The organism is Pseudarthrobacter enclensis (assembly GCF_030811655.1).
Classification (GTDB): Bacteria; Actinomycetota; Actinomycetes; order Actinomycetales; family Micrococcaceae; genus Arthrobacter; species Arthrobacter enclensis_A.
Genome location: NZ_JAUSRE010000002.1, coordinates 287,242 through 309,628, shown reverse-complemented (window position 1 = coordinate 309,628; position 22,387 = coordinate 287,242). Strand labels below are relative to the sequence as shown.

Annotated in this window: 25 protein-coding genes and 1 pseudogene; 11 read left to right on the top strand and 15 right to left on the bottom strand. The window is 65.2% G+C overall.

Going from position 1 to position 22,387, the window contains the following annotated elements; genetic code table 11:
• Positions 1-3 precede the first annotated feature (3 nt).
• Positions 4-1,116, top strand: a complete 1,113-nt coding sequence (locus J2X98_RS03190; RefSeq protein WP_307304132.1) for an App1 family protein — start codon at positions 4-6, stop codon at positions 1,114-1,116.
• Between the two features lie 61 nt (positions 1,117-1,177).
• Here J2X98_RS03190 and J2X98_RS03185 read toward each other — a convergent pair whose 3' ends face one another.
• The 4 genes from J2X98_RS03185 to J2X98_RS03170 form a co-directional block, all read right to left on the bottom strand.
• Positions 1,178-2,740 carry a glycoside hydrolase family 1 protein gene (locus tag J2X98_RS03185; protein ID WP_141946760.1) on the bottom strand — a complete coding sequence of 521 codons (1,563 nt, stop codon included), beginning with the start codon at positions 2,738-2,740 and terminating at the stop codon, positions 1,178-1,180.
• Positions 2,741-2,839: 99 nt separating this feature from the next.
• Positions 2,840-3,217 carry a hypothetical protein gene (locus J2X98_RS03180; protein WP_141945871.1) on the bottom strand — a complete coding sequence of 126 codons (378 nt, stop codon included), beginning with the start codon at positions 3,215-3,217 and terminating at the stop codon, positions 2,840-2,842.
• 69 nt (positions 3,218-3,286) lie between these two features.
• Positions 3,287-3,664 carry a J domain-containing protein gene (locus tag J2X98_RS03175; RefSeq protein WP_141945869.1) on the bottom strand — a complete coding sequence of 126 codons (378 nt, stop codon included), beginning with the start codon at positions 3,662-3,664 and terminating at the stop codon, positions 3,287-3,289.
• Between the two features lie 67 nt (positions 3,665-3,731).
• On the bottom strand, positions 3,732-4,157 hold the full coding sequence (locus J2X98_RS03170) for an Hsp20/alpha crystallin family protein (protein ID WP_307304218.1): 426 nt from the start codon (positions 4,155-4,157) through the stop codon (positions 3,732-3,734).
• A 141-nt stretch (positions 4,158-4,298) separates the two neighbouring features.
• Here J2X98_RS03170 and J2X98_RS03165 point away from each other — a divergent pair, with 141 nt between their 5' ends.
• Positions 4,299-4,616, top strand: a complete 318-nt coding sequence (locus tag J2X98_RS03165) for a MerR family transcriptional regulator (RefSeq protein WP_307304129.1) — start codon at positions 4,299-4,301, stop codon at positions 4,614-4,616.
• A 24-nt stretch (positions 4,617-4,640) separates the two neighbouring features.
• Here J2X98_RS03165 and J2X98_RS03160 read toward each other — a convergent pair whose 3' ends face one another.
• The 3 genes from J2X98_RS03160 to J2X98_RS03150 all read right to left on the bottom strand — a co-directional run bounded on the left by J2X98_RS03160 (position 4,641) and on the right by J2X98_RS03150 (position 7,283).
• Complete coding sequence (locus J2X98_RS03160; protein WP_307304127.1) at positions 4,641-5,450, bottom strand: phosphatase PAP2 family protein; 810 nt, start codon at positions 5,448-5,450, stop codon at positions 4,641-4,643.
• Between the two features lie 315 nt (positions 5,451-5,765).
• Complete coding sequence (locus J2X98_RS03155; protein WP_307304125.1) at positions 5,766-6,644, bottom strand: NAD-dependent epimerase/dehydratase family protein; 879 nt, start codon at positions 6,642-6,644, stop codon at positions 5,766-5,768.
• Between the two features lie 45 nt (positions 6,645-6,689).
• Positions 6,690-7,283: an adenylate kinase gene (locus J2X98_RS03150; RefSeq protein ID WP_141945861.1), complete on the bottom strand. Its 594-nt coding sequence runs from the start codon at positions 7,281-7,283 to the stop codon at positions 6,690-6,692.
• A gap of 255 nt (positions 7,284-7,538) precedes the next feature.
• Between J2X98_RS03150 and J2X98_RS03145 the strand changes: the two genes are divergently transcribed.
• Both J2X98_RS03145 and J2X98_RS03140 read left to right on the top strand, forming a co-directional pair.
• Positions 7,539-8,282 carry a GAF and ANTAR domain-containing protein gene (locus tag J2X98_RS03145; RefSeq protein WP_141945859.1) on the top strand — a complete coding sequence of 248 codons (744 nt, stop codon included), beginning with the start codon at positions 7,539-7,541 and terminating at the stop codon, positions 8,280-8,282.
• Positions 8,283-8,349: 67 nt separating this feature from the next.
• Entirely contained in the window at positions 8,350-8,760 is a 411-nt protein-coding gene (locus tag J2X98_RS03140; RefSeq protein ID WP_307304123.1) for a response regulator transcription factor, read from the top strand.
• Between the two features lie 43 nt (positions 8,761-8,803).
• Here J2X98_RS03140 and J2X98_RS03135 read toward each other — a convergent pair whose 3' ends face one another.
• Positions 8,804-9,640 (bottom strand): alpha/beta fold hydrolase, encoded by an 837-nt coding sequence (locus J2X98_RS03135; protein WP_307304122.1) that lies wholly within the window; start codon positions 9,638-9,640, stop codon positions 8,804-8,806.
• A gap of 161 nt (positions 9,641-9,801) precedes the next feature.
• Between J2X98_RS03135 and J2X98_RS03130 the strand changes: the two genes are divergently transcribed.
• Together J2X98_RS03130 and J2X98_RS03125 are read left to right on the top strand one after the other, a co-directional pair.
• A complete protein-coding gene (locus J2X98_RS03130; RefSeq protein WP_307304120.1) occupies positions 9,802-10,197 on the top strand; it encodes an ArsR/SmtB family transcription factor in 396 nt (131 codons plus the stop codon).
• Entirely contained in the window at positions 10,194-11,330 is a 1,137-nt protein-coding gene (locus J2X98_RS03125) for a cation diffusion facilitator family transporter (RefSeq protein WP_307304118.1), read from the top strand. The genes J2X98_RS03130 and J2X98_RS03125 overlap by 4 nt, the downstream gene beginning before the upstream one ends.
• Before the next feature lie 80 nt (positions 11,331-11,410).
• Here J2X98_RS03125 and J2X98_RS03120 read toward each other — a convergent pair whose 3' ends face one another.
• The 3 genes from J2X98_RS03120 to J2X98_RS03110 form a co-directional block, all read right to left on the bottom strand.
• Positions 11,411-12,580 carry a fatty acid desaturase family protein gene (locus J2X98_RS03120; RefSeq protein ID WP_141945851.1) on the bottom strand — a complete coding sequence of 390 codons (1,170 nt, stop codon included), beginning with the start codon at positions 12,578-12,580 and terminating at the stop codon, positions 11,411-11,413.
• A 13-nt stretch (positions 12,581-12,593) separates the two neighbouring features.
• Positions 12,594-13,688, bottom strand: a complete 1,095-nt coding sequence (locus J2X98_RS03115) for a ferredoxin reductase (protein WP_141945849.1) — start codon at positions 13,686-13,688, stop codon at positions 12,594-12,596.
• A 125-nt stretch (positions 13,689-13,813) separates the two neighbouring features.
• Positions 13,814-14,860 carry an LLM class flavin-dependent oxidoreductase gene (locus J2X98_RS03110; protein WP_307304116.1) on the bottom strand — a complete coding sequence of 349 codons (1,047 nt, stop codon included), beginning with the start codon at positions 14,858-14,860 and terminating at the stop codon, positions 13,814-13,816.
• Between the two features lie 54 nt (positions 14,861-14,914).
• On the opposite strand from J2X98_RS03110, the gene J2X98_RS03105 reads away from it, so the two are divergent.
• Complete coding sequence (locus tag J2X98_RS03105; protein WP_307304114.1) at positions 14,915-15,274, top strand: YnfA family protein; 360 nt, start codon at positions 14,915-14,917, stop codon at positions 15,272-15,274.
• Positions 15,275-15,365: 91 nt separating this feature from the next.
• Here the strand turns inward: J2X98_RS03105 and J2X98_RS03100 are convergent, their stop codons facing one another.
• Positions 15,366-15,764, bottom strand: a complete 399-nt coding sequence (locus J2X98_RS03100) for a hypothetical protein (RefSeq protein ID WP_141945844.1) — start codon at positions 15,762-15,764, stop codon at positions 15,366-15,368.
• An 85-nt stretch (positions 15,765-15,849) separates the two neighbouring features.
• Here J2X98_RS03100 and J2X98_RS03095 point away from each other — a divergent pair, with 85 nt between their 5' ends.
• Positions 15,850-16,086, top strand: coding sequence for a DUF2630 family protein (locus J2X98_RS03095; protein ID WP_141945842.1), 237 nt, complete (start codon positions 15,850-15,852; stop codon positions 16,084-16,086).
• A gap of 83 nt (positions 16,087-16,169) precedes the next feature.
• Here the strand turns inward: J2X98_RS03095 and J2X98_RS03090 are convergent, their stop codons facing one another.
• On the bottom strand, positions 16,170-16,856 hold the full coding sequence (locus J2X98_RS03090; protein WP_307304113.1) for a DUF2848 domain-containing protein: 687 nt from the start codon (positions 16,854-16,856) through the stop codon (positions 16,170-16,172).
• A 160-nt stretch (positions 16,857-17,016) separates the two neighbouring features.
• On the opposite strand from J2X98_RS03090, the pseudogene J2X98_RS03085 reads away from it, so the two are divergent.
• A pseudogene (locus J2X98_RS03085) lies at positions 17,017-18,427 on the top strand (MFS transporter).
• Here the strand turns inward: J2X98_RS03085 and J2X98_RS03080 are convergent.
• Entirely contained in the window at positions 18,428-19,084 is a 657-nt protein-coding gene (locus J2X98_RS03080; protein ID WP_307304112.1) for a GntR family transcriptional regulator, read from the bottom strand.
• Positions 19,085-19,116: 32 nt separating this feature from the next.
• Here J2X98_RS03080 and J2X98_RS03075 point away from each other — a divergent pair, with 32 nt between their 5' ends.
• On the top strand, positions 19,117-19,911 hold the full coding sequence (locus J2X98_RS03075; RefSeq protein WP_307304110.1) for a carbon-nitrogen hydrolase family protein: 795 nt from the start codon (positions 19,117-19,119) through the stop codon (positions 19,909-19,911).
• A 323-nt stretch (positions 19,912-20,234) separates the two neighbouring features.
• The gene (locus tag J2X98_RS03070; protein WP_307304108.1) at positions 20,235-21,569 is read left to right on the top strand and encodes an ammonium transporter; all 1,335 of its coding nucleotides are present in this window, start codon (positions 20,235-20,237) and stop codon (positions 21,567-21,569) included.
• 72 nt (positions 21,570-21,641) lie between these two features.
• On the opposite strand, the gene J2X98_RS03065 is transcribed toward J2X98_RS03070, so the two are convergent.
• Positions 21,642-22,268 (bottom strand): PadR family transcriptional regulator, encoded by a 627-nt coding sequence (locus J2X98_RS03065; RefSeq protein WP_307304107.1) that lies wholly within the window; start codon positions 22,266-22,268, stop codon positions 21,642-21,644.
• Positions 22,269-22,387: the final 119 nt, after the last annotated feature.

Below are 22,387 nucleotides of genomic sequence, written 5' to 3'. Positions count from 1 at the left end.
CCCATGGACACGGCTCCGCAGAACCCAGCCCAGGACACGGCACGCCCAGCCCGGCAGAACGCGAAGGGCCACTACGCCCTTTCCGGAAGCCAGTTCTTCCGGCTGGCGCACCGATTGTCGGATGCGGTCAACGACGTGCGGATCCACCTCGCCAAGCGGTGGAAGTTCATGCCGCAGACCATCGCCTACCAAGGCTACGGTTCCACCACCCGGGTACGGGTGCTGGGGAGGGTACTGCTGACCCAGAAACCCCTGCCCGGGAGCAAAGCGGAGCACGAAGCGAAGAACGGCAACCAGAACATCCGGGGCTGGCGGGCCTTCACGGGCGTCCCGCTGCAGTATTCCGACGTCGAAATCACCATCGGGGGCATAGTCACCCACGTCACGGCGGACCGGGGCGGCCTGATCGATACCGAGGTGGAAGTGGAGCTGACCCCTGGCTGGCACACCGCCGTCCTGTGCGCCGAGGGGACCGAGCCGGCCGAGGCACTCATCCAGGTGATCGCCCCCGGCGTGGAATTCGGCATTGTCTCCGACATTGACGACACCGTGATGGTCACCGCCTTGCCCCGGCCCTTCCTGGCACTGTGGAACACGTTTGTGCTCAGCGAACGGGCGCGCATGGCCACCCCGGGCATGGCCGTGCTGCTGGACCGCCTGACTATTGAACACCCTGATGCCCCGGTGATCTACCTGTCCACCGGGCCCTGGAACGCCGCCCCCACCCTGGCACGTTTCCTGACGCGGAACATGTACCCGAAGGGCGCCCTGCTGCTGACCGACTGGGGGCTCACCCAGGACCGCTGGTTCCGCAGCGGCCAGGACCACAAGCACCGTAACCTCGAACGGCTGGCCAAGGAATTCCCGGACATGCGGTGGCTCCTGATTGGCGACAACGGCCAGCACGACGAAGCCATCTACTCCGCATTCGCGGCCGAAAACCCGGAGAAGGTTGCCGCGATTGCCATCCGGCAACTGTCAGTCAGCGAGTCGGTGTTCGCCGGCGGACACTCGGAGGACGGTGACCACACCACCTCCCGGGTGCCGTGGATCTACTCCCCGGACGGTGCCGGCATCGCAAAACAGCTCGCCATGCTGGACCTCCTCCGGGGCTGATCCGGCCGCGCTGGTTTGCTGCATTCCGCCAGCGCGCCCGGAGCCCGCAGCCCAGGCCCTACTAGGCGCTGGCGCCCAAGGCCGCGTCGTCGTCGGGCGCTTCAGTGCCCTCCGCACCTTCCTCGACCGGAAGATCCGGGACCACCGCCTGGGCGATGGCAAGGTCAGCCGCTGCGGCGAGGTCACGTTCTTCAATGAGCTCCTGGAACCAGAAGTAGGACGCCTTGGGCGTGCGCTCCAGCGTTTCGAAGTCCACGTGCAGGAGTCCGAACGGCTGGTTGTAGCCGGCGGACCACTCAAAGTTGTCCAGGAAGGACCAAACGTAGTATCCGAGCAGCTCCACGGACTCCGCCACCCCGCCGGGCGCCGTGGCGCGCAATGCCGTTTCGAGGTGGTCGGAGAGGTACTTCAGCCGGCGCTCATCCGGGATGAACCGGGTGTTGGTGGACTTGTCGCGGACGATGATGTCCTCGAAACTTGCCCCGCCCTCGGTGATGATCACGGGAGGCAGGTTGGGATACCGCTCCGCCATCTCCTTCAGGGCCACGGCCATGTACTCGGGCTTGACCGGCCAGCCGTACGCGGTGATGTCCGCTTCGGGCCAGGTCTCCACATGGAACGGTGTTGCGCCGCTGCCCGTTGCGCTGAGGTCGCTGCCCATGGCCTCCGCCATGCTTGACGGTACGGTGCCGCCGCCCGGTCCCGCCGCCACCTTGGTGGGCATGTAGTAGTTGAGCCCGTAGAAATCCAGGGGCTGGGAGATGATCTCCATGTCCTCTTCGGGGTGCTCGAAGGAACTGAAGAACTTGGCGGCACGGATCAGGTCGGGGTATTTGCCCGTGAGGACCGGGTCCGCGTAGAGCCGGTTCTGGCCAAGGTCCATGATTCCGGCGCTGATCTTATCCAGGGGGTTGATTGAATTCGGCACCATGGGTGAGTAGACGTTGGTCATCCCGATCTCCCCCGGCACCTTCGCGGCGCGCAGGGCCTGGACGGCGAGGCCGTGGCCCAGAAGCTGGTGGTGGACGGTGGGAAAGGCGCCCAGGGCCAGCTCCCTGCCGGGCGAATGCAGGCCAAACGCGTAGCCGTTCGCGCTCACGGTTGCCGGTTCGTTGATGGTGACCCAGCGGGCCACCCTGTCCCCGAAGGCCTCGGCCACCAGCGCGGCGTATTCGCCCAGCCGGTATGCCGTATCGCGGTTCATCCAGCCGCCCGCTTCATCGAGCTCCAGGGGTGTGTCCCAGTGATAGATGGTGGCCATGGGCGAGATTCCGTTGGCGAGGAGCTCATCCAGGAGCCGGTCATAGAAAGCCAGGCCGGCGCGGTTGGCCGGTCCCGTGCCGCCAGGCTGGATCCGCGGCCAGGCAAAGGAGAATCGGTAGGAGTCCACGCCCAGCTGTTTCAGGAGCGCCACGTCCTGCGGCATCCGGTGGTAGTGGTCCGTTGCCACCACCGGACTGTGGCCCTCCACGATGGCGCCCGGCCGGGCAGCGAATGTGTCCCACCCCGCGGGCCCGCGGCCGTCCTCATCCAGTGCTCCTTCGATCTGGAATGCTGCGGTTGCGACACCAAGAGTGAACCCCGCGGGGATGAGCGCTGCGAGGTCCTTGGCGGTGATGTGCATTGGGGTCCAGCCTTTGGTCACGGTGGTTAGGGTACGTCCCAGAATGTCACAGCGGAGCACTGCTGACGAGCAGCCGCTCCCAGCCCCGAATGCCGTGCACTACTGGGTCCCGAAAAGGAACTCCTTTGCGTGCCCCACTGCCTTGCGAAAGGCGTCATTGCGCAAGGTCACCAAGTGTTCGGTGTCTCCGTCGGACGGCTCCAGGTAACCGGTGAACCCGGGCCGCAGGACCCAGATGTCCCCTGCCGGCGGCAGGTAAAACACGCCAAAGGAACGCTGCTGCCGCTCATCTGCCGTCCACACGGGGACCACCGCCAGGGCCGCACCCGTGGCCGGGTTGATCCACTGTGCCCGCGGCAGCGGCTGTTCATGAGCCTCAGGGTCCAGGAAGGGCGCAGTTCCGGCACCCCACCGCTGCTCAAAACGCTCATGGAATGCCGGAATCAAGTGTGAATCGTAGCGCCGCCAGTCGCTCATGCAGTTTTCCGCCTCCTTGGATGAATGGCCGTGGTTTGGCCCTTGCCTTGTGGAGCGGTCCCGGACCGTTCAGGACCAGGGGCCGCTTTCCCACCGCACCGGAGTGACGCGAATGGGAGGTCCGGAGTGTCCGCCGGTGCTTCGGACTTTCCGGACCGGAATGACGGTGGGTTCCGCGGCCGCCAGCCTCCTGTCGTAATCGGCACGGCGGCTCGGGTCCCGGAGGACATTGAACGCCTGCATGATCCGGAGGAGTTCGTCGCCGTAACCGGGCTTGCCCTTTCCCGCCGGACCATCCGCTTTCGGTTCCGTGTCCATGTACGCCTGGCCGCCGTCCATGTCCGGGTGGTGGCTGCGCATGAGGGCCCGGTATGCATGGGAGATTTCCTGCCGGGTGGCCTCCCGGCCTACGCCCAGGATGGCGTAGTAATCGGGAACTTCGTTCATCCCAGCCTCCTGCTCCGTCCGCGCCCTTGCCGGAAGTCCGGGGGCGCGGACGGGAAAGCATACGGTCCTAGGTGCTGATCTGTTGCCGCTCGCCCTGCTGGGTCTGAATCTCAATCTTGCGCGGCTTGGCCTGCTCTGCAACCGGAATCCGCAGGGTCAGGACGCCCTGGTCGTAGCTGGCCTTGATCTTGTCGGTGTCCAGGGTGTCGCCCAGGATCAGTTGACGGCTGAACACGCCACGGGGGCGCTCCGAGGCCACCAGCTCGACATTGGGCTGGGTCGGGTCCTGGCGCTCGGCACGGACGGTCAGGACGTTCCGTTCGATGTTCAGGTCCAGCGAGTCCATCTTCACGCCGGGGAGGTCGAACGCCACGACGAATTCGCTTTCCTCCTGCCAGGCGTCCATGGGCATGGCAGCCGGGCGGGCTGCGGTTCCAAAGACCTGCTGCGTGAGCCGGTCAAGCTCACGGAACGGGTCAGTACGCATCAACATCATTTCCCACTCCTTCAGCTTCCAGGTGTTGGATCTGCGCTATCCACCTCCGCTAAATCTATGGTGGTGGATATAGATTTTTTATAGCACCTGTGGGAAACTGAAGCAAGACACCGGACGGAACGATTTTTGGGAGTCGACATGGCAGATCCCGCTGCAGGACGGGCGCCCCGCTCCCCCGGTTCACGGGCCCTTTACGCCATCTCGGTGGCAGCGGAGCTCACGGGGACGGGCCAGCAAAACATCAGGCTTTACGAAACAAGGGGACTGCTCACCCCGTCCCGGACGGCGGGCGGTACCCGGCAGTACAGCGACCACGACATCGCCGTGCTGCAAAGGATCGGCGAACTCCTTGAGGAGGGGTTAAACCTGGCCGGCGTTGCCAAGGTCCTGGAACTCGAGGCAGCGAACGTCAAACTGCACCGGGCCCTGGAACGCGCCAGGTCCCGTCCCCAGTGACCCGGGTTGCTGCCACAACCCGGGTCACCGCAGGCCTTCGTCCTGCGGAGCTCCTTCCTCTGACAGCTCTCCCGTGACCGGCTCACCGGGAATCCTCGCCGTCCGCCAGGTGTCCAGCGCGATGACTCCGCCCAGGATGAGCAGCGACAGGGAGAACGAGGCAAGGGTATCGGTGGGCCAGTGGTAGCCGAGGTAAAGGCGGCTTGTGATAGCAAGGGTGATCCCGATGCCGGCTCCAATGAATCCGAAGACGGCCGCGCGCGGGTTCCGGCGCCGCGAGAAGATCAGGTAGGCGCCGACCAACAGGAAGTCGCAGGCGCCCAGCACGTGGCCGGACGGGAACGAGAACGTCTGGTCCGCGCCGAACAGCATCTGGTCCACGGGCGGCCGGGAACGCTGGACGATATGGAGGATGATCTGCGAGACGATCACCCCGGTCAGCATCGCGGCGGCCAGCAGGATGGGGCGCCAGGCGTGCTTCGCCGCGAATCCCCAGATGAGGATCACCACCAGCACGATGATGGGCAGGGCGATGGGACCAAAGAACACCGCCAGGAATATCATGAAGGCGGTAGCTGCCGCTGAACGCGTGGTCAGCAGCCAGTTGTGCACGGGGGCGTCTGCGGCGGACAGGCCGCCGCCCTGGACAACGCTCACCAGCGTGGCGATAAAGAGTGCCAGTCCCACCACAGCCAGGATGATTGATGCGCGGTAGAGCCGGCGCCGGTCGGCAGGATCTATGTAGCGCTCCTCCACCACGAACTTCTCGTGGAAGGTATGCCACCTGCCGGTGCCACGCCGTGTGAGTGCGGACCCTGCTGATTTCTGTGCCAATGTGCTGCCCGTCCCTGCGCCCTGTTGTCGGCATGCAGTGTATGCGTGCCATGGTAAATGCCTAGGCTGAAGATTATCCCCGCCACGGGCCAATCACTCCATCGGGCGGCGGGAAACCCCAGAGTGCGCCCCGGGCGGGGGGCGCCTGCCTCCACCGACAGCACTTTGCCGGACTTGGCGACGGGCGGGGCAGCGGGCCGCGGGACGGGGAATCCGCCCAGCAATCGGCCAAAGCTTGCAGCAAAAGGATAGGAGCCGGAAGCGCACTGCTCCCGGCTCCTTGGATGATCCTTGGCGACTCCTGCGCCGCCCGCTTTATCCCTGGTTTGCCCCGGTGCCGGAGGCAGCGTCCACGTGGTTCCGCCAGCTGTGTTCGGGTTCAAACCCCAGCAGGCGCCGCGCCTTGTCAATGGACAGCATCGTTTCGTGCTCGCCCAGGTCCTTGGTCACCTTGACGTCAGGAAAGACCTCGGCCGCCAGTTCGGCGCTCGAGCGGCTCATGACGGTATCGGCATTGGCGATGATGAAGGCTTCGAATCCCGGCTTGGCGTTCTCCAGCGCCCGTGCCACGGCCTGGGCCCCGTCCCTGCCGTCGATGTAGCCCCACAGGTTCCACTTCCGCAGCGTTGCGTCCGCGTCGAATGAGGGGAATTTCTCGTAGTCGGCCTCGTCCATGACGTTGGAGAACCGCAGGCCCGTAATGCTCAGTTCAGGGTCCCACCGCGTCATCTCCACGGCCATTTGCTCCTCGAGGCGCTTAACCAGGGAGTAGGTACTCTCCGGCCGCGGCGGGTATTCCTCGTCCACCGGGATGTAGGGCGGGTCGATGTCGAACGGCAGCCCCAGCACCGTCTCGCTGGACGCGTACACCACGTTTTTGATGCCGGCGCGGCGGGCTGCCTGGAACACGTTGTATGTGGAGAGCATGTTGTTCTCGAAGGTGGCCGCGTCCGGAAGGATGCCCGGGGCGGGGATGGCACCCAGGTGCACTATGGCGTCGAACCCGTCATGCCGGTCATCGACGCCCAGCAGCGCGTCCACTACCTGCCCGTAGTTGCGCAGGTCCACCAGCAGCAGTTCCGGGCTGCGGGTTCCCTCGCGGTCCAAGGTGAGGACCTGGTGGCCATCGTCCGTGAGCCGGCGCACCACGGGCCGCCCCAGTTTTCCGTTTCCGCCTGTAACGGCAATTCTCATCAGTTTTTCCTTCTGTTGGAGTGCGTTCACGCTGGGATGTTTCGGTCAGGACGGGGGACGCGGGGCTGTTAGGAACTGTTCGACGGCGGCGATCGCCAGTGCAGTAATTCCTACTGGGTCACCGCTGCCGTTGACGGACACCAGGATGCCCCGGCCCGCGTACACCGAGACTACTTCATGCGTCTGCCGGTGGTAGAGGTCCAGGCGGCGCCGGAAGACGTCGATGGTGTCATCCGTGCGTCCCTGCTCGCGGGCACGCTGGTGCATCCGCTCCTCCAGTTCAGCATCCGGCGCCCGCAGTTCGATGACCGCGTCCAGTGCGTGTCCCTGTTCTGCCAGCATGGCGTCAAGTTCAGTGGCCTGTGTTGCTGTGCGCGGATAGCCGTCCAGCAGAAAGCCGTGCCGGGCGTCGCGTTCGAGGAGCCGGTCTTTTACCAGTGCATTGGTGAGGTGGTCCGGGACGAACCGGCCGCCGTCGAGGTACCTGGCAGCCTGGTTTCCCAGTTCCGTCTGCCGGTCGACGTTGCTCCGGAAGATGTCCCCGGTGGAAACTGCGGGGACGCCGAAGTGCCGGGCCAGTTGCCCGGCCTGGGTCCCCTTGCCGGAGCCCGGCGGCCCGATGATGAGAAGCCTGGTCATGTTCGCGTCCTTCCCAAGGCGGTCCCGCTTCATTGTGCCGCTTAGCCCCTCGCGGCGCCAGCATGCAGCGGTGCAGGCAGCGGCGGATATGACGCCGTGCCCCCGGCCTGGGATGTATATACTCTGGTTATCGGTTTAGCAGCAGGCCGTTGGAAAGTTCGTCGATCCAGCGACCATCACCGACTCCCCGCCCAGTTGCGGGGCGTTTGTGTGTTGCAGGCTCGTTTTGACCTGAACGAATGGCACCAAGAAACCGTGGCCAGCGAGTCAACAGCAAAAACCGATACATCCGTTACCGAGCACCTGCATGAGCTGGTGCTCAACAGCTCCGACGTGGAGGACTTCCTCACCGAACTGGCGCAGGTGTCCGCGCGCAACCTCTCCGAGCCCGGCGACGAAATGCTGTGCGCGATCACGCTGCAGAGGCAGCGGAAAGCAGCCACAATCGCCAGCAGCAGCCAGGAAGCCAAATCCCTTGGGCGGCTGGAGCACAGGTTCACCAAAACCCCCGGCCTGTTGGCCTCCATTGACCAGGAGACCGTCCACGCCCCGGACCTTGCGGAAGACGGCCGCTGGCCCGACTACGCAACAGCCGTCGTTGCCCAGGGCATCCGCTCGGTGGCGGCCCTTCCATTCCGGCTCGAAGGGGAAACCAAGGCTGCCCTGCTTCTGTATTCGCGCCGCGCCCACCGCTTCGAAGGACGCCTTTTGAAGTTTGCGGAGGATTTCGTCAGCCAGACGTCCCTGGCGCTCCGACTGGCGGTCCGGTTTGCGCACTACAGCGAGACGGCCGCAAACCTCCGCGCCACGCTGGAGTCCCGTACAGTCATCGACATGGCGGTCGGAATCATCATGGCCCAGAACCGGTGCAGCCAGCAGGATGCGTTCGGCATCCTTCGTGCGGCGTCGAGCACCCGCAACACCAAGCTGCACGACGTGGCGGCCGCTGTGGTGAATGCGCTGGGCCAGGGGCCGGCCCGGACACACTACGACGGCTAGGAGTGGCGGTCTCCGGCAGCGCGTCCCGCCGCCGGTAGACTGGGGCCAACTTTCGCCGGGGGGCTTGATGGAACAGCAGCGTGTTTGCCTTGTCGTAGAGGATAACGATGATATCCGCGGACTGATCGCAGTGGTCCTCTCGCGTGCCGGGTTCGCGGTGCGGGCAGTGGGCACGGGGGCGGAGGGCATTGCCGCCGCCGCTGACCCTGCCATTTCACTGGTCACCCTGGACCTGGGGCTGCCGGACATGGACGGGCACGTGGTGGCCCGCGCTATCCGCGCCCTCAGCGCAGCACCGCTGCTCTTCCTTACGGCCCGTTCGGAGCACGACGACGTCCTGGCCGGGATGGCCTCCGGGGCCGCCGGCTACCTCACCAAGCCCTTCCACCCACGCGAACTCACAGAGCTCGCGGAACAGCTCGTGGAGCCTGTCCCGCGTTCCCAGGCGCAGCATACAGCGGAGAATTCCCCCCGCTAGCGTCCGACGGCGGCGCGTGCCGCCGTCGGACGTTTTGCGTTTCCTACTTGGCCAGGAAGCCGAGCAGCGCTTCGTTGACCTCTGCCGCGTGGGTCCACAACAGACCGTGCGGAGCACCCTCGATTTCCACGTATTCAGCGCTGGGCGGCGCCTTGGCGAACAGCTGGCCCGTGGAGTCGATGGGCAGGATGTTGTCCGCGGTGCCGTGCACAATCAGGGCGGGCACGTCGATTTTGGGGATGTCCTGCCGGAAGTCCGTCAGCCAGGTGGGCTGGGCGGCAACAGAGGCAATGGGTGACGAGCTGACGGCCAAGTTCCAGCCCGCACTCATCACTTCCTGGCTCAGGCGGGGAGTGCCAAGGAAGGTATCGGAGTTGTAGAAGTTCTTGAAGAATTCGGTGAAGAAGGCGTAGCGGTCCGCCGTGACAGCTTCCATCAGGCCGCCCAACACGTCCTGCGGGACACCGCCGGGGTTGTCGCCGGCCTTCAGCAGGCAGGGCTCCAGTGAGCCGAGGAACGCCGGACGCGCCACCCTGGCGGAGCCGTAGGCGCCAAGGTAGCGGCCTACCTCGCCGGTGCCCATGGAGAAGCCCACCAGCACCACGCCGTTCAGGTCCAGTGTGGTGAGCAGGGAGTTGAGGTCTGCGGCAAAGGTGTCGTAGTCGTAGCCTCCGGCAGGCTTGCTTGATTTGCCGAAGCCGCGGCGGTCATAGGTAATAACGCGGTAGCCTGCGCCCAGGAGGGCCGCCGTCTGCTTTTCCCAGGATGATCCATCCAGGGGGTAGCCATGGATCAGCACGACGGGCCGGCCCGAGCCGTGGTCCTCATAGTAGAGCTCGATATCACTGCTGTTCTCTGTACCTACGGTGATGAAAGCCATCGGGGGCAAATTCCTTTCGAGACTTACCAATCCGGCAGGCAGAGCGCCATGCCCGTGCACTCCTACTCCAGGCGCGCCGGCTTCAGGGGAGCAGCCCTTTGAGCGACGACGGCGGCGCCCGACGAGGTGCGTCACTGCGGCAGATGTGACACTATATGCGCATGAATGCAGATAAGAATGCTTGCGCCCTTGGCGCGGACAGCCAGTATGTGGAGCTGGCGGTGGAGGTCTTCGCCATGCTGGCTGACGCCACCAGGGTGCGCATCATCCTGGCGCTCCGTGACGGGGAGATGGCCGTAGGCGCCCTCGCGGACGTGGTGGGCAAGTCCCCCGCCGCCGTCTCCCAGCATCTGGCGAAGATGCGGCTGGCCCGCATGGTGTCCACTCGGCAGGAGGGAACGCGGGTGCTGTACCGGCTGGAAAATGAGCACGCCCGGCAATTGGTGGCAGACGCCATCTTCCAGGCAGAACACGCCCTGGGCGGGGAGCCCGCCCACCACCGCCTCCTCGTCCACGAAGCCCAGCCTGCCCAGCCTGCCCAGAGGAGCGCCTCATGACCGGGTCACACCACGACGCAACGCACACGCATAGCCATCCCCATGGAGAGGACCACGGGCACGACCACGACCACGGGCACGCGCACGACCACGGGCACGACCACGGGCACGCGCACGACCACGGGCACGCGCACGACCAGGACCACGGGCACGGGCACGGGCACGACCACCCGCATGACCACGACCACCATCACCATTCAGGCTTCAAGGGGTGGCTGTTCGAGCTGTTCGTTCCGCATACCCACGACGCCGCCGATTCCATCGACGATGCCATGGAGGCCAGTACCGAGGGCGTCCGGGCGCTGAAGATCAGCATGTTCGTCCTGCTGGCCACCACGGTGCTGCAGTTCCTGGTAGTCCTGTTCAGCAGTTCCGTGGCCCTGCTCGCGGACACCATCCACAACTTCTCGGATGCCCTGACCGCGGTGCCGTTGTGGGTTGCGTTCATCCTGGGGCGCCGGCAGGCCACCCGCCGCTACACGTATGGCTACGGAAGGGCGGAGGACCTGGCAGGCCTGTTCATTGTGGCCGTAGTGGCACTGTCCGCCATCGTGGCGGGCTGGCAGTCTGTGGACAGGCTGATCAATCCCCAGCCGCTGCAGAACCTGGGCTGGGTGATGGCCGCGGGCCTTATTGGTTTCGCCGGGAACGAGGCCGTGGCCATCTACCGCATCCGGGTGGGCCGCAGGATCGGTTCGGCAGCGCTCGTGGCGGACGGCGTGCACGCCCGGACAGACGGCTTCACGTCGCTGGCCGTGGTGGTCGGTGCCGTGGGCGTCATGCTCGGCTTTCCCCTGGCAGACCCGATCGTGGGGCTGGTCATTTCCGCGGCCATCATGATTCTGCTGTGGGGCACAGTGCGCAGCATTGGGCGGCGGCTCATGGACGGGATCGAACCGGACCTCGTGGCCCGGGCCGAAGCCGCGCTTGGGCAAACCCCGGGCGTGCTTGCGGTCCAGCACCTGCAGCTGCGGTGGTCCGGCCACCGGCTGCAGGGCTCCGCGCGCATCGAGCTTGCTGACACCGGATTGTCGCAGGCGGAAGAGGTCCTTCACCGCGCCGAACACAGGCTCCGGCACGCACTGCCCAAGCTGGACCACATCCTCCTGGCTCCCGTCGTCAGCAGGCGGTAAAGCAGGAAGTGGCCCGCTGGTCCAGGACCAGCGGGCCACTTTCCGCCATTCGGGCAGCCTGCGCGGTTCAGGCTGTCGGGCTAGGCCCGGGCAGTCTTTCCGGGCAGCGCCAACTTGAAGACCTTGGCCCAGGACGAACCCACCTGCTTCAGCAGGGGACCGGTGGTGTACTTCAGGCCATAGCGCTGGCAGATCTCGCGAACCCTGGGCGCCACTTCGGCGTACCGGTTGGAGGGCAGATCCGGGAAGAGGTGGTGCTCGATCTGGTGGGAGAGGTTTCCGGTCATCAGGTGCATGAACTTGGAGCCGGAGATATTGGCCGAACCGATCATCTGGCGCACGTACCAGTCGCCGCGGGTCTCGCCATCCACCATCTCCTCCGTGAAGGTGTCGGTTCCTTCGGGGAAGTGGCCACAGAAGATCACGGCGTGCGCCCAGACGTTGCGGATGGCGTTGGCTGCGATCGTGCCGAAAAGGGCCTGCTTCGCCGACCCGGTGAGCATGGCGACCGCAGGGGTTGCCGCGTAGTCCTTGGTGAACTGAGTGATCACCTTCTTGCCCAGGGCCTTGAGGTCCTTGAGCAGGGCTTCCTTGGACTTGGTGCCTTCTTTATACTCGGTCAGTTCGAGGTCGTAGATGGCGATGCCCCATTCGAAGACTGGGGCCAGGATGGCGTTAAACAGCGGGTTGGCCAGGTTGATGGGCTTCCAGGGCTGCTGCTCGTCCATGCGCAGGAGGTTGTATCCGACGTCGTTGTCCTTGCCCACCACGTTGGTCCAGCGGTGGTGCAGGTCGTTGTGCGTGTGCTGCCAGGACCGCGAGGGGGTGACAAAGTCCCATTCCCACGTGGTCGAGTGGATGTCCGGATCGCGCATCCAGTCCCACTGGCCGTGCAGGATGTTGTGGCCCAGCTCCATGTTCTCCAGGATCTTGGCCAGGCTCAGCAAGGTGGTGCCGGTAACCCAGGCAGCTTTGTTCTTGCTGACCAGGAGGGCGGCCCGGCCGGAGATCTCGAGTCCGCGCTGGATCTTGATCATCCGGCGGATGTAGGCGGCATCTTCGGCGCCCCGCTTGGCAAGGACCTCGTCCCGGATGGCGTCGAGCTCGCGGCCCAGCTCCGCCACCTGCTCATCGCTGAGGTGTGCGGCAGCCGGCGGCCGCACCGTTGGGCTGCCCGATTCGGCGAGCTTCCCGGGCCGGGTTCTTGAGCTTCCCGCGGGGGTGACTTTGCTTGGGGTGATTACAGACATTCCGTGGTGCTCCTCAGATTTCGAGGTTTACGGGTCCGGCGGCTGCCGAGACACACGTTTGGATCAGTTGGCCGGGTTCGCCATGGATTTCCCCAGTCCGCAGGTCCCGGACCTGCCCGGCGAGCAGCGGCGTGAGGCAGCTGTGGCAGATGCCCATCCGGCAGCCGCTGGGCATCAGCACCCCGGCGTCCTCGCCGATGTCCAGAATGGGGGTGTCGCCGTCGGCCTGCACCTCACGGTCCGAGGCTTCGAAGGTGACCAGGCCGCCGTCGTGCCCTACGCCGGCGTTGAAGGTGGTGTTGAAGCGCTCGATCATCAGGTTGCCCGGGTCGCCGGCCACGGCGACCTCGGACCCCGGAGCCTTGGCAGCCAGCGCCCGCTTCCACAGCGCCTCCGCGTCATCCAGGAAACTGTCGGGACCGCACGCGTAAGCCGCCCGTTCCTTCCAGTCAGGGCAGATCGTGTCCAGCTCTTTGGTGCTGGAGAAGTCCATGCGGCCCTGCTCGCCGGTGTACCAATGTGCCAGCCGGAAGTTGGGGAACTGGTCCGCAAGCTCGGCCAGCTCCTCACGGAACAGGCTGTCCGCGGCGGTGCGGGCTGAGTGGACCAGCACGACGTCGGCATCCGGACGCCGCGGCACAAGCGTGCGGATCATGGACATCACCGGAGTGATCCCGCTGCCGGCGGTGATCATGAGGAGGGGGCGTGGATGTTCGGGGAGCACGAAATCACCCTGCGGCGGGGCCAGGAAGAGGACATCACCGGGCTTTGTGGTGCGTACCAGGGTGCCGGAGACCGCGCCGACGTCGGTCACCGTGATGGCCGGGTCCTTGCCGGCAGGGGCGCTGAGCGAGTAGGAGCGCCAGTGGCGTACGCCGTCGAGTTCGACGCCAATTCGCGCCCATTGTCCCGCCAGGTGCGCCTTCCATCCGCGGCCGGGGCGGAAGAAGATCGTTGCGGACTGGGCGGTCTCCTGGACCACCCGGGTGACCACGCCGCGCAACTGCCGGGCCGAGTAGACAGGGTTGAACAGCGCCAGGATGTCTTCCGGCGCCAAAGGGGTGGTAAGCACTGAGGCCGCCTGGGCCAGCTGACGTAGCCGGATCATACGGTTAAGCCTAAGGCGGTGTGAGCCATATTTCTCTCTCTCCGTCATATGACCGTTCCGCAGTCACACGCTAGTTGGTGGGCGCGAAGCCCCCACGCCGCACTCCTAAGAGTAACGGTTGGGTCTCACAAAAAGTTCCCGGCGTCGTTTCGGTTCCATCCCAGGGCGGGGGCCACGTACTGGGCGATGCTGCCCAGGAGCTTGGCGTTGAACTCCACGCCCAGCTGATTGGGAACGGTCAGGAGGAGCGTGTCCGCAGCCTGCACCGCGGTGTCGGCTGCGAGCTGTTCCGCCAGGACGTCCGGCGGGCCCACGTAGCTCTTCCCGAACCTGGCGGTCAGCCCGTCAATGACGCCCACCTGGTCGCGGCCGTCCCGGAGTGCGCTGCCGGCGAAGTAGTATTTGTCCTCTTCATCCACGATGGGCAGGACGCTGCGGCTGACCGAAACACGCGGCGTATGGGCATGGCCGGCCGCAGCCCACGCATCCCGGAACAGCTGGATCTGCTCAGCCTGGAGCTCATGGAACGGAACGCCGGTGTCCTCGGTAAGCAGCGTGGAGCTCATCAGGTTCATGCCGAGCTCCGCTGCCCACACCGCTGTCTTCCTGCTGCCGGCGCCCCACCAGATCCGTTCCGCCAGTCCCCGGGACTGGGGCTGGATGGGGAGGAGCCCGGTGCCGCCGCCGGCGTATCTTGGGTCCGCTTGGGCCACGCCGGCCCCGGTGATGGCTCTGCGGAAGACTTCGGTGTGGCGCCGCGCCATGTCCACGTCGGTCTCCCCCGGCCGGGGACGGTGGCCAAAGACCGCTGCACCCTCGCGGGCCGGTTCCGGTGAACCACGGCTGATGCCCAGTTGCAGCCTGCCGCCGCTGATGAGGTCCGCGGCCGCGGCCTCTTCGGCCATGTACAGAGGGTTCTCGTAGCGCATGTCGATGACGCCCGTGCCGATTTCGATGCGGCTGGTCCGGGCGGCAATGGCGGACAGGAGTGGGAACGGGGATGCCTGCTGGCGGGCGAAATGGTGAACACGGAAGAACGCGCCGTCCACGCCCAGCTCTTCAGCGGCAACGGCAAGTTCGATCCCCTGGAGCAGGGCATCCGCCGCCGTCCTGGTGCGGGAACCCTGGCCGGGACCCCAGTGGCCGAATGAGAGGAATCCGATGCGCTCCATACCTGCGCCAACTCTCCCGGGGGCGGCTACATTCCCGGCTGGCATGATGGCTGCGTGGGTATTCCGGGTGAAACGGTCAGCGTTTTCAAGACCATCGTGTTGTTCGTGCTGGCCGCTGCCGCAGAAATCGGCGGCGCCTGGCTTGTGTGGCAGGCCGTCCGTGAAGGAAAGGAGTGGTGGTGGGCAGGACTCGGCGTGGTTGCGCTGGGGGCCTACGGGTTCGTCGCCACCTTCCAGCCCGACGCCCATTTCGGCCGGATCCTCGCGGCGTACGGCGGCGTGTTCGTGGCCGGCTCCCTGGCGTGGGGCGTGGTTTTTGACGGTTTCCGGCCGGACAGGTGGGATATCGCGGGGTCCCTGGTCTGCCTGCTGGGCGTCGCCGTGATCATGTTCGCGCCCCGAAGTGGCAGTTAGCCGGCTGCCCTCCTGCTCCTGCTGGGCATGATGCCCAGCGGCTCCGCCGCCCTGCGGTGCCTGCCGGCGGAGCGAAGCATGCACAAAGCAGCTAGAACATCGGCAGGACGAAACCTCCCAATAGCGCCACCGCCCCGATCGCGGTCAGGCAACGGCCCAGCACCGCGGCTGTCCTGCCGGCTTCCTCCGGGACGGTGGTCTGCCACTGGGTTGGGCGCTTGGGGTGGTAGTAGACGGACAGGGTGTCCCCCACGGCCATATCCCTGATGTCATAAGGGGACATGGGAGCGTTGTGCACCTGGTGCTTCCGGTCGAACCAGCGGAACCCCACCCCGGTGGAGTCGGAGTACACCACGGCCTCAGCCACATCCCACGGGTGCACGAAGCGGCGGAGGAACCCGGCATAGAACAGCAGCCCGAGCCCCGCAGGCAGGCACAACCACGTGAGCACTTCCAGGATGGGACCTGCCATATCAAGCGCAGTGGGCATGACGTTGATGGTACATCGCAGGGACTGGTGGCTTCGGCACCTACTACGTACGCTGAAGGAGACCGGACCGGAGTAAGGGGAAGCCATGAATGACCAGGACATTTTGACGCACATCCAGGCCCTTGTTGAGGAGGAACACTCGCTGCGCGAGGGCTCGGGCGACGGACAGGCGCCGGACCAGGCGCGGCTCAAGTACGTTGAGGAAAGCCTGGACCAGTGCTGGGACCTCCTGCGCCAACGCCGGGCCAAGAAAGATTCAGGCGAAAACCCTAACGACGCCGAAGCCCGCCCCATCAGCGAGGTTGAGGGCTACCGGCAGTAGCTTCAGGGCCTGAGAGGGTTCCGCCGTCCCGGTCGGGGCAGCGGAACCCTCTTTGACCCTATGAACGCCGCTTTGCGCCTCCTTTAGCCGATGGGCTGCGGCATTTGCTCCACTACGTACTGCACGTCCAGCGACTCTCCCGTCACCGGATCCGTCATCTCCACCTTCCAGCTTCGGGCGAACTGGTTGACCCCGCCAGTCATCGCCACGGTGCCGGAAATCAGCACCGTGCCCGGGTGGTTGAGCCCGCGTTCAGCCAGCACCTCCAGCCAGTAGTCCGGCGTCAGCAGGGCCTCGAGGGAGCTGTCTTGGATGAGGGTATCTGGGGTGTCCCCCTGCCCTACCCAGCCCCGCAGCGAAATGCGGTCCAGATGGTCCCGCACATCCTCAAGCCGCCAGGCCTTGCGGCCCAGGACATCGGGGCTGGCGTTCTTGCTCCACGCAACGCCGTGTACTTCCAGCTCACGATCCGTGTGGTCGCAGGCGACCGTGAGGAGGACGTCGTGGTCAGTGATGACCAGCGCCCATTCCGCCTCACCGGACGTCCGTGCATGCTGGACAAAGACCTCGGACACCTGCTGCGCCAGATAGGGCGAGACGGGGTACATGGCGGGCGTCGTGGTGGGGCCGGGGACGCCAAGCTCCGCGAGTTCAGCGATGTGCGCCTGCACCTCATCCTGCTCACGTCCTGCGTACCCGGCGTTCAGGAGGTGCCGGACTTGCACGTTCTTGATGGTGCCGTCAGGAAGTTCAAAGCTGAGAGCCGTCATGGAGCCGTCCTTTTCGAGGGCCGCGGAGCCGGTGCACCGCGGGAAATTTAACAAACCGGAAACCGGAAACAGTCGCCAATGTACATCCAGTATGCGTAATGTATACATTTAACGCCAGCGTGACAGGCGTCACCTAGACAAATCCACTGTGGAGGACACAATGAGCAATTCTCCGGTTTCGGCTGCGGGCGCGGCGTCACAGCCAGGGCCGCCAATTCATCCCAAGGGCCTGTTCAAAGCCTTTGCGGCAAGCCTGACCGGCACGGCCCTGGAGTGGTATGACTTCGCCGTCTACTCCGCCGCGGCCGCGGTCGTTTTTCCCGTCGTTTTCTTTCCGTCCTCAGATCCCCTGACCGGCACCATCCTGGCCTTCTCCACCTACGCCGTCGGCTATGTCTCACGGCCCGTGGGCGGGGTGGTCTTCGGAAGGCTCGGCGACCGGATCGGGCGCAAGAAGGTCCTTGTTACCACTCTGATGATCATTGGCGTGGCCACAGTGCTGATCGGAGTCCTTCCGGGCTACGACAGCATTGGCGTTGCCGCCCCGATGATCCTGGTACTCCTGCGCTTCGCACAGGGCGTGGGCGTGGGCGGCGAGTGGGGCGGAGCGGTGCTGCTCTCCAGCGAGTACGGTGACCCGCAGCGGCGGGGTTTTTGGGCCTCGGCAGCGCAGGTAGGTCCGCCTGCCGGCAACCTGTTGGCCAACGGCGCCTTGGCGGTCCTGACCCTGATGCTCAACGAGGAGCAGTTCATCAGCTTTGGGTGGCGCATCGCATTACGTGGTGTCCGCGCTGCTGGTCGGATTCGGTCTGTGGATCCGGCTCAAGCTGGAGGACACTCCCATCTTCAAAGCGATCGAAGCCCACGGAGAACAGCCGGCCGCGCCAGTCCGGGAAGTGCTCACCAAGGAACTCCGACCCCTCATCGCTGCCATCCTCTGCCGGGTGGGCCCGGATGTGTTGTACGCACTGTTCACCGTCTTCACCCTTACCTACGGAATCCAGGTGCTCGGCTACGAACGCAATCAGGTGCTCACCGCCGTGCTGGTCGGCTCGGCCATCCAGCTGTTCATGATCCCCCTGGCGGGCGCAGTCTCGGACCGTTTCAACCGTCGACTGGTCTATGGCGTGGGCGCAGTGGCCGGAGCCGTGTGGACGTTCGTATTCTTCGGCACCCTCGGCGGCAACAACGAGCCAGTGCTGATCGTGGGCATCGTTCTGGGGCTGGCGGCACACTCCTTTATGTACGGGCCGCAGGCAGCCTTCATCGTGGAGCAGTTCTCACCGCGGTTGCGCTCAACGGGAAGCTCACTCGCCTACACGTTCGCGGGTGTCATCGGCGGAGCCATCGCACCATTGCTGTTCACCGTCCTGCTTTCACAGTTCGGTACTTGGATTCCGGTGGCAATTTACGTGGCGGTCGCGGCGGTCGTGACCCTCGTCGGCCTGACCTTGGGCCGGGACAACAACACAGTGGAGGACCAGGACTACCGCCTGCTGCTGGAAGGGACTGCGAAGTCCCTTGCGCCCGGCGAAGCAGCGCGCGTGTCCGGCGTGGGCGAAGCCCGATGATCAGGTGCGAAGGAGGATGTCCCGCGTCACCGCGAGGTGATGATCTATAGCCTCCTTGGCACCGGCGGAGTCGCCGGCCACCAGGGCATCGAGAATGTCCTGGTGTTCGGCGCACACCGCCTGGCGCCTGCTTCCCGTGCGGAACAGGGCAGAAACGCCCACGAGGATCTGCCGCACATGGAGCCTGCTGTACGTTCGTGAAATGAGTTCGTTTCCGGCAGCGTCGATAAGCTGCTGATGGAAGAGCGTGTCCAGGCGGATAAACTCGCGAGCGTCTTCCTGATCCACGTTGTTCGGAATTTGCGCCTGCTTCTGCAGGGTTTCCTGCATTTGCCTGGCGGGCACGCGATGCTCTTCAATGACAAGCTTGGCAGCATGGCTTTCCAGCACGCCACGAAGTTCCATGAGCTCGGAAATCTCCCGGCCGGTGACGACGGGGACGTATGCGCCCCGCTGCGGGATAAGCTCCACAAGACCGTCGGAGACCAGCAGCAGCAGCGCCTCACGAACCGGAGTGCGGGACACCCCGATGTCGGCGGCCAACTCCTGCTCATTCAGGAAGCGGCCCTGCAGTTCCGGGTCAGTCAGGACGTTTTCGCGCAAGTAGTCGTACGCCTTTTCGCGGCCGGATGCGGCCGAACCGGAAATTTTTACCATACATTATGTATACAACAGATCGGAGATCTTCCATGCGTATCGCAGTAGCCCAGATCATCAGCAGCGCCGACACCGCCGCCAACCTCGAGCTGGTCTGGGACTACGCTGCCCAGGCAAAGAATGCCGGCGCACAGCTGGTGGTGTTCCCCGAGGCGACGATGCGCGCCTTCGGCCACCCGCTCAAAGATATTGCCGAGCCTCTTGATGGCCCGTGGGCCGGCGAGGTCCGCAGGATCGCCAAGGAGCTGGAGATCACCATCGTGGCGGGTATGTTCACCCCCGGGAGGGACGGCCGCGTCCGCAACACGCTGCTGGTGACCGGCCCCGGAGTGGACACGTCCTACGACAAGGTCCACCTTTTTGACGCCTTCGGCTTTACCGAATCCAGGACGGTCGAAGCGGGGAAAGCCCCGGTGACGTTCGAGCTCGACGGCACCGTGTTCGGCCTGGCCACCTGCTACGACGTCCGTTTTCCCGCGCTGTTCACGGCCAACGCCAATGCCGGCGCACAGGTGAACATTGTGTGCGCATCGTGGGGCGCCGGCGAAGGCAAAGCCGAGCAGTGGGATCTGCTGGTCCGCGCCCGGGCGCTGGACAGCACCACGTTCGTCGTCGCCTGCGGGCAGGGCGACCCCGAAACCACGGGTGCAGGGCCCGCAGGAACAGCACCTACCGGGATCGGCCACAGCGCTGTCGTCACGCCCCTGGGAAAGACCGTGGTGGCCCTTGGTGGGAAGCCCGAGCTCGCCGTCGTCGACATCGATCCCTCGGCCGTGGAGGACGTCCGGGCCAAGCTGCCGGTGTTGGCCAACGCTCGCCGGTTCTAGGCCGGTGAGGCGCCGTTCATGGCGCGGAAACAGAAGGCAGAAGAGCGTACGACGGCGGATTTCACCTTTGGAAGGTCCTTCGCCCCGTCATTCCGGGGCAGTAGAGGGCACGACGGGCCTTGCCCTCGGCCGGCAGGAAGAAGCCGTTTACATTCCCGAAACATAGGCGATACGTGAACTTCACGCAGGAGCGATTTGTGTAACGTGCGCGCAACTTTAAGGGGCATTGGCTGAAACACATGGCGCCAAAAATGGAACCCGGGGGAAATGCCAAGGGGCCACACGGGCCCCGCACCTAATTCACGTTGCGAAGGGACCCACCGGTGGAGATCACTGCCCAACACGTCTGGCTGATGATTTCGGCCGCCATGGTACTGCTGATGACTCCTGGACTCGGCCTCTTCTACGGCGGTATGACCCGCGCCAAAGCTGCGCTCAACATGATCATGATGAGCTTCATCTCAGCGGGGATCGTCGGCGTCGTCTGGGTCCTCTGGGGCTACTCGATGACAACCGGCAACGGCGTCCTGGGGCTCTTCGGCAATCCCTTCACCAGTTTCGGCCTGCAGAACCTGATTGGCTCACCGGATCTCCTCAAAGCCGGTTACAGCGCTACCTTCGCCATTATCACGGTGGCCCTGATCAGCGGAGCCATTGCCGACCGCGCTAAATTCAGCGCCTGGGCCCTCTTCGTTCCCGTTTGGATTACCGCCATCTACTGCCCCCTCGCATACATGATCTGGGGTGGCGGCCTGATGAGCGCCGGCGGCGCTGTCACGGCAATGTTTGGCCAGGTCATCGACTTCGCCGGCGGCGCAGTGGTGGAAATCAGCTCAGGCACCGCGGCGCTGGTGCTCGCGGTCATCGTCGGGCAGCGTCACGGCTTTGCCAAGGACCCCAACCACCGGCCCCACAACATTCCGTTCATCATGCTCGGTGCGGCAATCCTCTGGTTCGGCTGGTTTGGTTTCAACGGCGGTGCCGCAACAAGCGTGGAACAGGCTGGGCTGATCTGGATCAACACCCTGGTTGCACCCGCCGCGGCCATGCTGACCTGGCTGATCACCGAGAAGATCCGCCACGGCCACCCCACCTCCCTTGGAGCTGCCTCCGGCGTCGTCGCCGGTCTGGTGGCCATCACCCCATCGTGCGCAAACATCAGCCCCCTGGCCGCCGTCGGCCTTGGCCTGGTGGCTGGCGCCGCATGCTGCATCTTCGTCGACCTCAAGTACCGGTTTGGCCTCGACGACTCGCTTGACGTAGTGGGCGTCCACCTTGGCGCCGGCCTTATCGGCACCCTGTCGCTGGGCCTCATCGCCCTTCCTGTCAACGGCCAGGGCGGCGGTCTCTTCTACGGCGGCGGCGTCCAGCAGCTCATCGCCCAGACAGCCGCCGTCGTCATCACCCTGCTGCTGTCCGGCCTCGGCACGGCTGTCATTGCCGGAATCATCCACAAGACAGTTGGGTTCCGAGTCAGCCGCGAGGCGGAAAGCGCAGGCGTGGACCTGTCCGAGCACGCAGAAACCGCCTACGCGTTCGGCGAGATGGGTTCCGGTTTCAGCACCCTGGGCCACATGCTGACACACCACACTGCAGCCTCCGCCCCGGCTGCTGCGGTCCGGGCCGAACAGCACGCCAAGGAAGACTCCTTCGCGTAAGTTACGGCCCTCCAGGTTCCGGTTGGACGGCGCCGGACAGCAAGGCCCGTCCAACCGGAGTCCACGGAGCCATTAGTCGCCAAGGATCTTGTAGAGGGCGCGGCGCGTTTCGTCCATCTTCTCCATGGCAGCCGCACGCTGCTCCTCCGTAACGCCCGCGCGGAACTGATGGATGGCGCCCATCAGCTTGACGATGCTCTGGTGGAAGTCCCTGTCCGCGCTGTCCGGTTCAGCATTCCAGGCGCTCTCCATCTCCTCGCCATGTTCCGCCACGTAGGCTTTGCCGGCGTCCGTCAGTGCGAACTCCGTCCCCCGGCCTTCACTGAGGGCCTCGATCAGGCCCTCGTCGACCAACTGCTGCAGGGTGGGGTAAATGGACCCCGGGCTGGGGCGCCACATTCCGCCGGTCTTGGCGGCGATGGTCTTGATCAGTCCGTAACCATTGGATGGCGCCCCCGCCAGGAGCGACAGGATAGCCGCGCGCACATCACCCCGGCCGGCGCGCCGGCCGCCCCTGCCGAAGCCGGGACCGAAACCCGGACCAAACCCCGGCCCGAAGCCCGGGCCAAAACCTGGTCCGAAACCAGGTCCAAAACCAGCGCCCCTGTGCCCGTGCGGTCCCCTGCGGCCCCTAGCCCGCTCAAACCGGCCCTTGCCGGACTCCGGGCCGTGATTCTTGTCGCCAAACATGCCGTTCATGGTGGCATCGTCCTTTCATCGCTCGTCTCGTCGCTGCTTCTTCAGCGATAGTTAACGATATGTCGGTAACTATCGCTTGTCTATGCCTTTGCGTGACCAAATCATGACCCTTCCGCATC

Excerpts from the sequence above, each read along its gene's own strand:
- J2X98_RS03120 (WP_141945851.1), bottom strand. The coding sequence starts at position 12,580 with ATGTCTGTAATCACCCCAAGCAAAGTCACCCCCGCGGGAAGCTCAAGA.
- J2X98_RS03185 (WP_141946760.1), bottom strand. The coding sequence starts at position 2,740 with ATGCACATCACCGCCAAGGACCTCGCAGCGCTCATCCCCGCGGGGTTC.
- J2X98_RS03150 (WP_141945861.1), bottom strand. The coding sequence starts at position 7,283 with ATGACCAGGCTTCTCATCATCGGGCCGCCGGGCTCCGGCAAGGGGACC.
- J2X98_RS03080 (WP_307304112.1), bottom strand. The coding sequence starts at position 19,084 with ATGGTAAAAATTTCCGGTTCGGCCGCATCCGGCCGCGAAAAGGCGTAC.
- J2X98_RS03115 (WP_141945849.1), bottom strand. The coding sequence starts at position 13,688 with ATGATCCGGCTACGTCAGCTGGCCCAGGCGGCCTCAGTGCTTACCACC.
- J2X98_RS03100 (WP_141945844.1), bottom strand. The coding sequence starts at position 15,764 with ATGCCCACTGCGCTTGATATGGCAGGTCCCATCCTGGAAGTGCTCACG.
- J2X98_RS03075 (WP_307304110.1), top strand. The coding sequence starts at position 19,117 with ATGCGTATCGCAGTAGCCCAGATCATCAGCAGCGCCGACACCGCCGCC.
- J2X98_RS03180 (WP_141945871.1), bottom strand. The coding sequence starts at position 3,217 with ATGAGCGACTGGCGGCGCTACGATTCACACTTGATTCCGGCATTCCAT.
- J2X98_RS03140 (WP_307304123.1), top strand. The coding sequence starts at position 8,350 with ATGGAACAGCAGCGTGTTTGCCTTGTCGTAGAGGATAACGATGATATC.
- J2X98_RS03125 (WP_307304118.1), top strand. The coding sequence starts at position 10,194 with ATGACCGGGTCACACCACGACGCAACGCACACGCATAGCCATCCCCAT.
- J2X98_RS03175 (WP_141945869.1), bottom strand. The coding sequence starts at position 3,664 with ATGAACGAAGTTCCCGATTACTACGCCATCCTGGGCGTAGGCCGGGAG.
- J2X98_RS03170 (WP_307304218.1), bottom strand. The coding sequence starts at position 4,157 with ATGTTGATGCGTACTGACCCGTTCCGTGAGCTTGACCGGCTCACGCAG.
- J2X98_RS03090 (WP_307304113.1), bottom strand. The coding sequence starts at position 16,856 with ATGACGGCTCTCAGCTTTGAACTTCCTGACGGCACCATCAAGAACGTG.
- J2X98_RS03065 (WP_307304107.1), bottom strand. The coding sequence starts at position 22,268 with ATGAACGGCATGTTTGGCGACAAGAATCACGGCCCGGAGTCCGGCAAG.
- J2X98_RS03135 (WP_307304122.1), bottom strand. The coding sequence starts at position 9,640 with ATGGCTTTCATCACCGTAGGTACAGAGAACAGCAGTGATATCGAGCTC.
- J2X98_RS03190 (WP_307304132.1), top strand. The coding sequence starts at position 4 with ATGGACACGGCTCCGCAGAACCCAGCCCAGGACACGGCACGCCCAGCC.
- J2X98_RS03130 (WP_307304120.1), top strand. The coding sequence starts at position 9,802 with ATGAATGCAGATAAGAATGCTTGCGCCCTTGGCGCGGACAGCCAGTAT.
- J2X98_RS03095 (WP_141945842.1), top strand. The coding sequence starts at position 15,850 with ATGAATGACCAGGACATTTTGACGCACATCCAGGCCCTTGTTGAGGAG.
- J2X98_RS03165 (WP_307304129.1), top strand. The coding sequence starts at position 4,299 with ATGGCAGATCCCGCTGCAGGACGGGCGCCCCGCTCCCCCGGTTCACGG.
- J2X98_RS03110 (WP_307304116.1), bottom strand. The coding sequence starts at position 14,860 with ATGGAGCGCATCGGATTCCTCTCATTCGGCCACTGGGGTCCCGGCCAG.
- J2X98_RS03155 (WP_307304125.1), bottom strand. The coding sequence starts at position 6,644 with ATGAGAATTGCCGTTACAGGCGGAAACGGAAAACTGGGGCGGCCCGTG.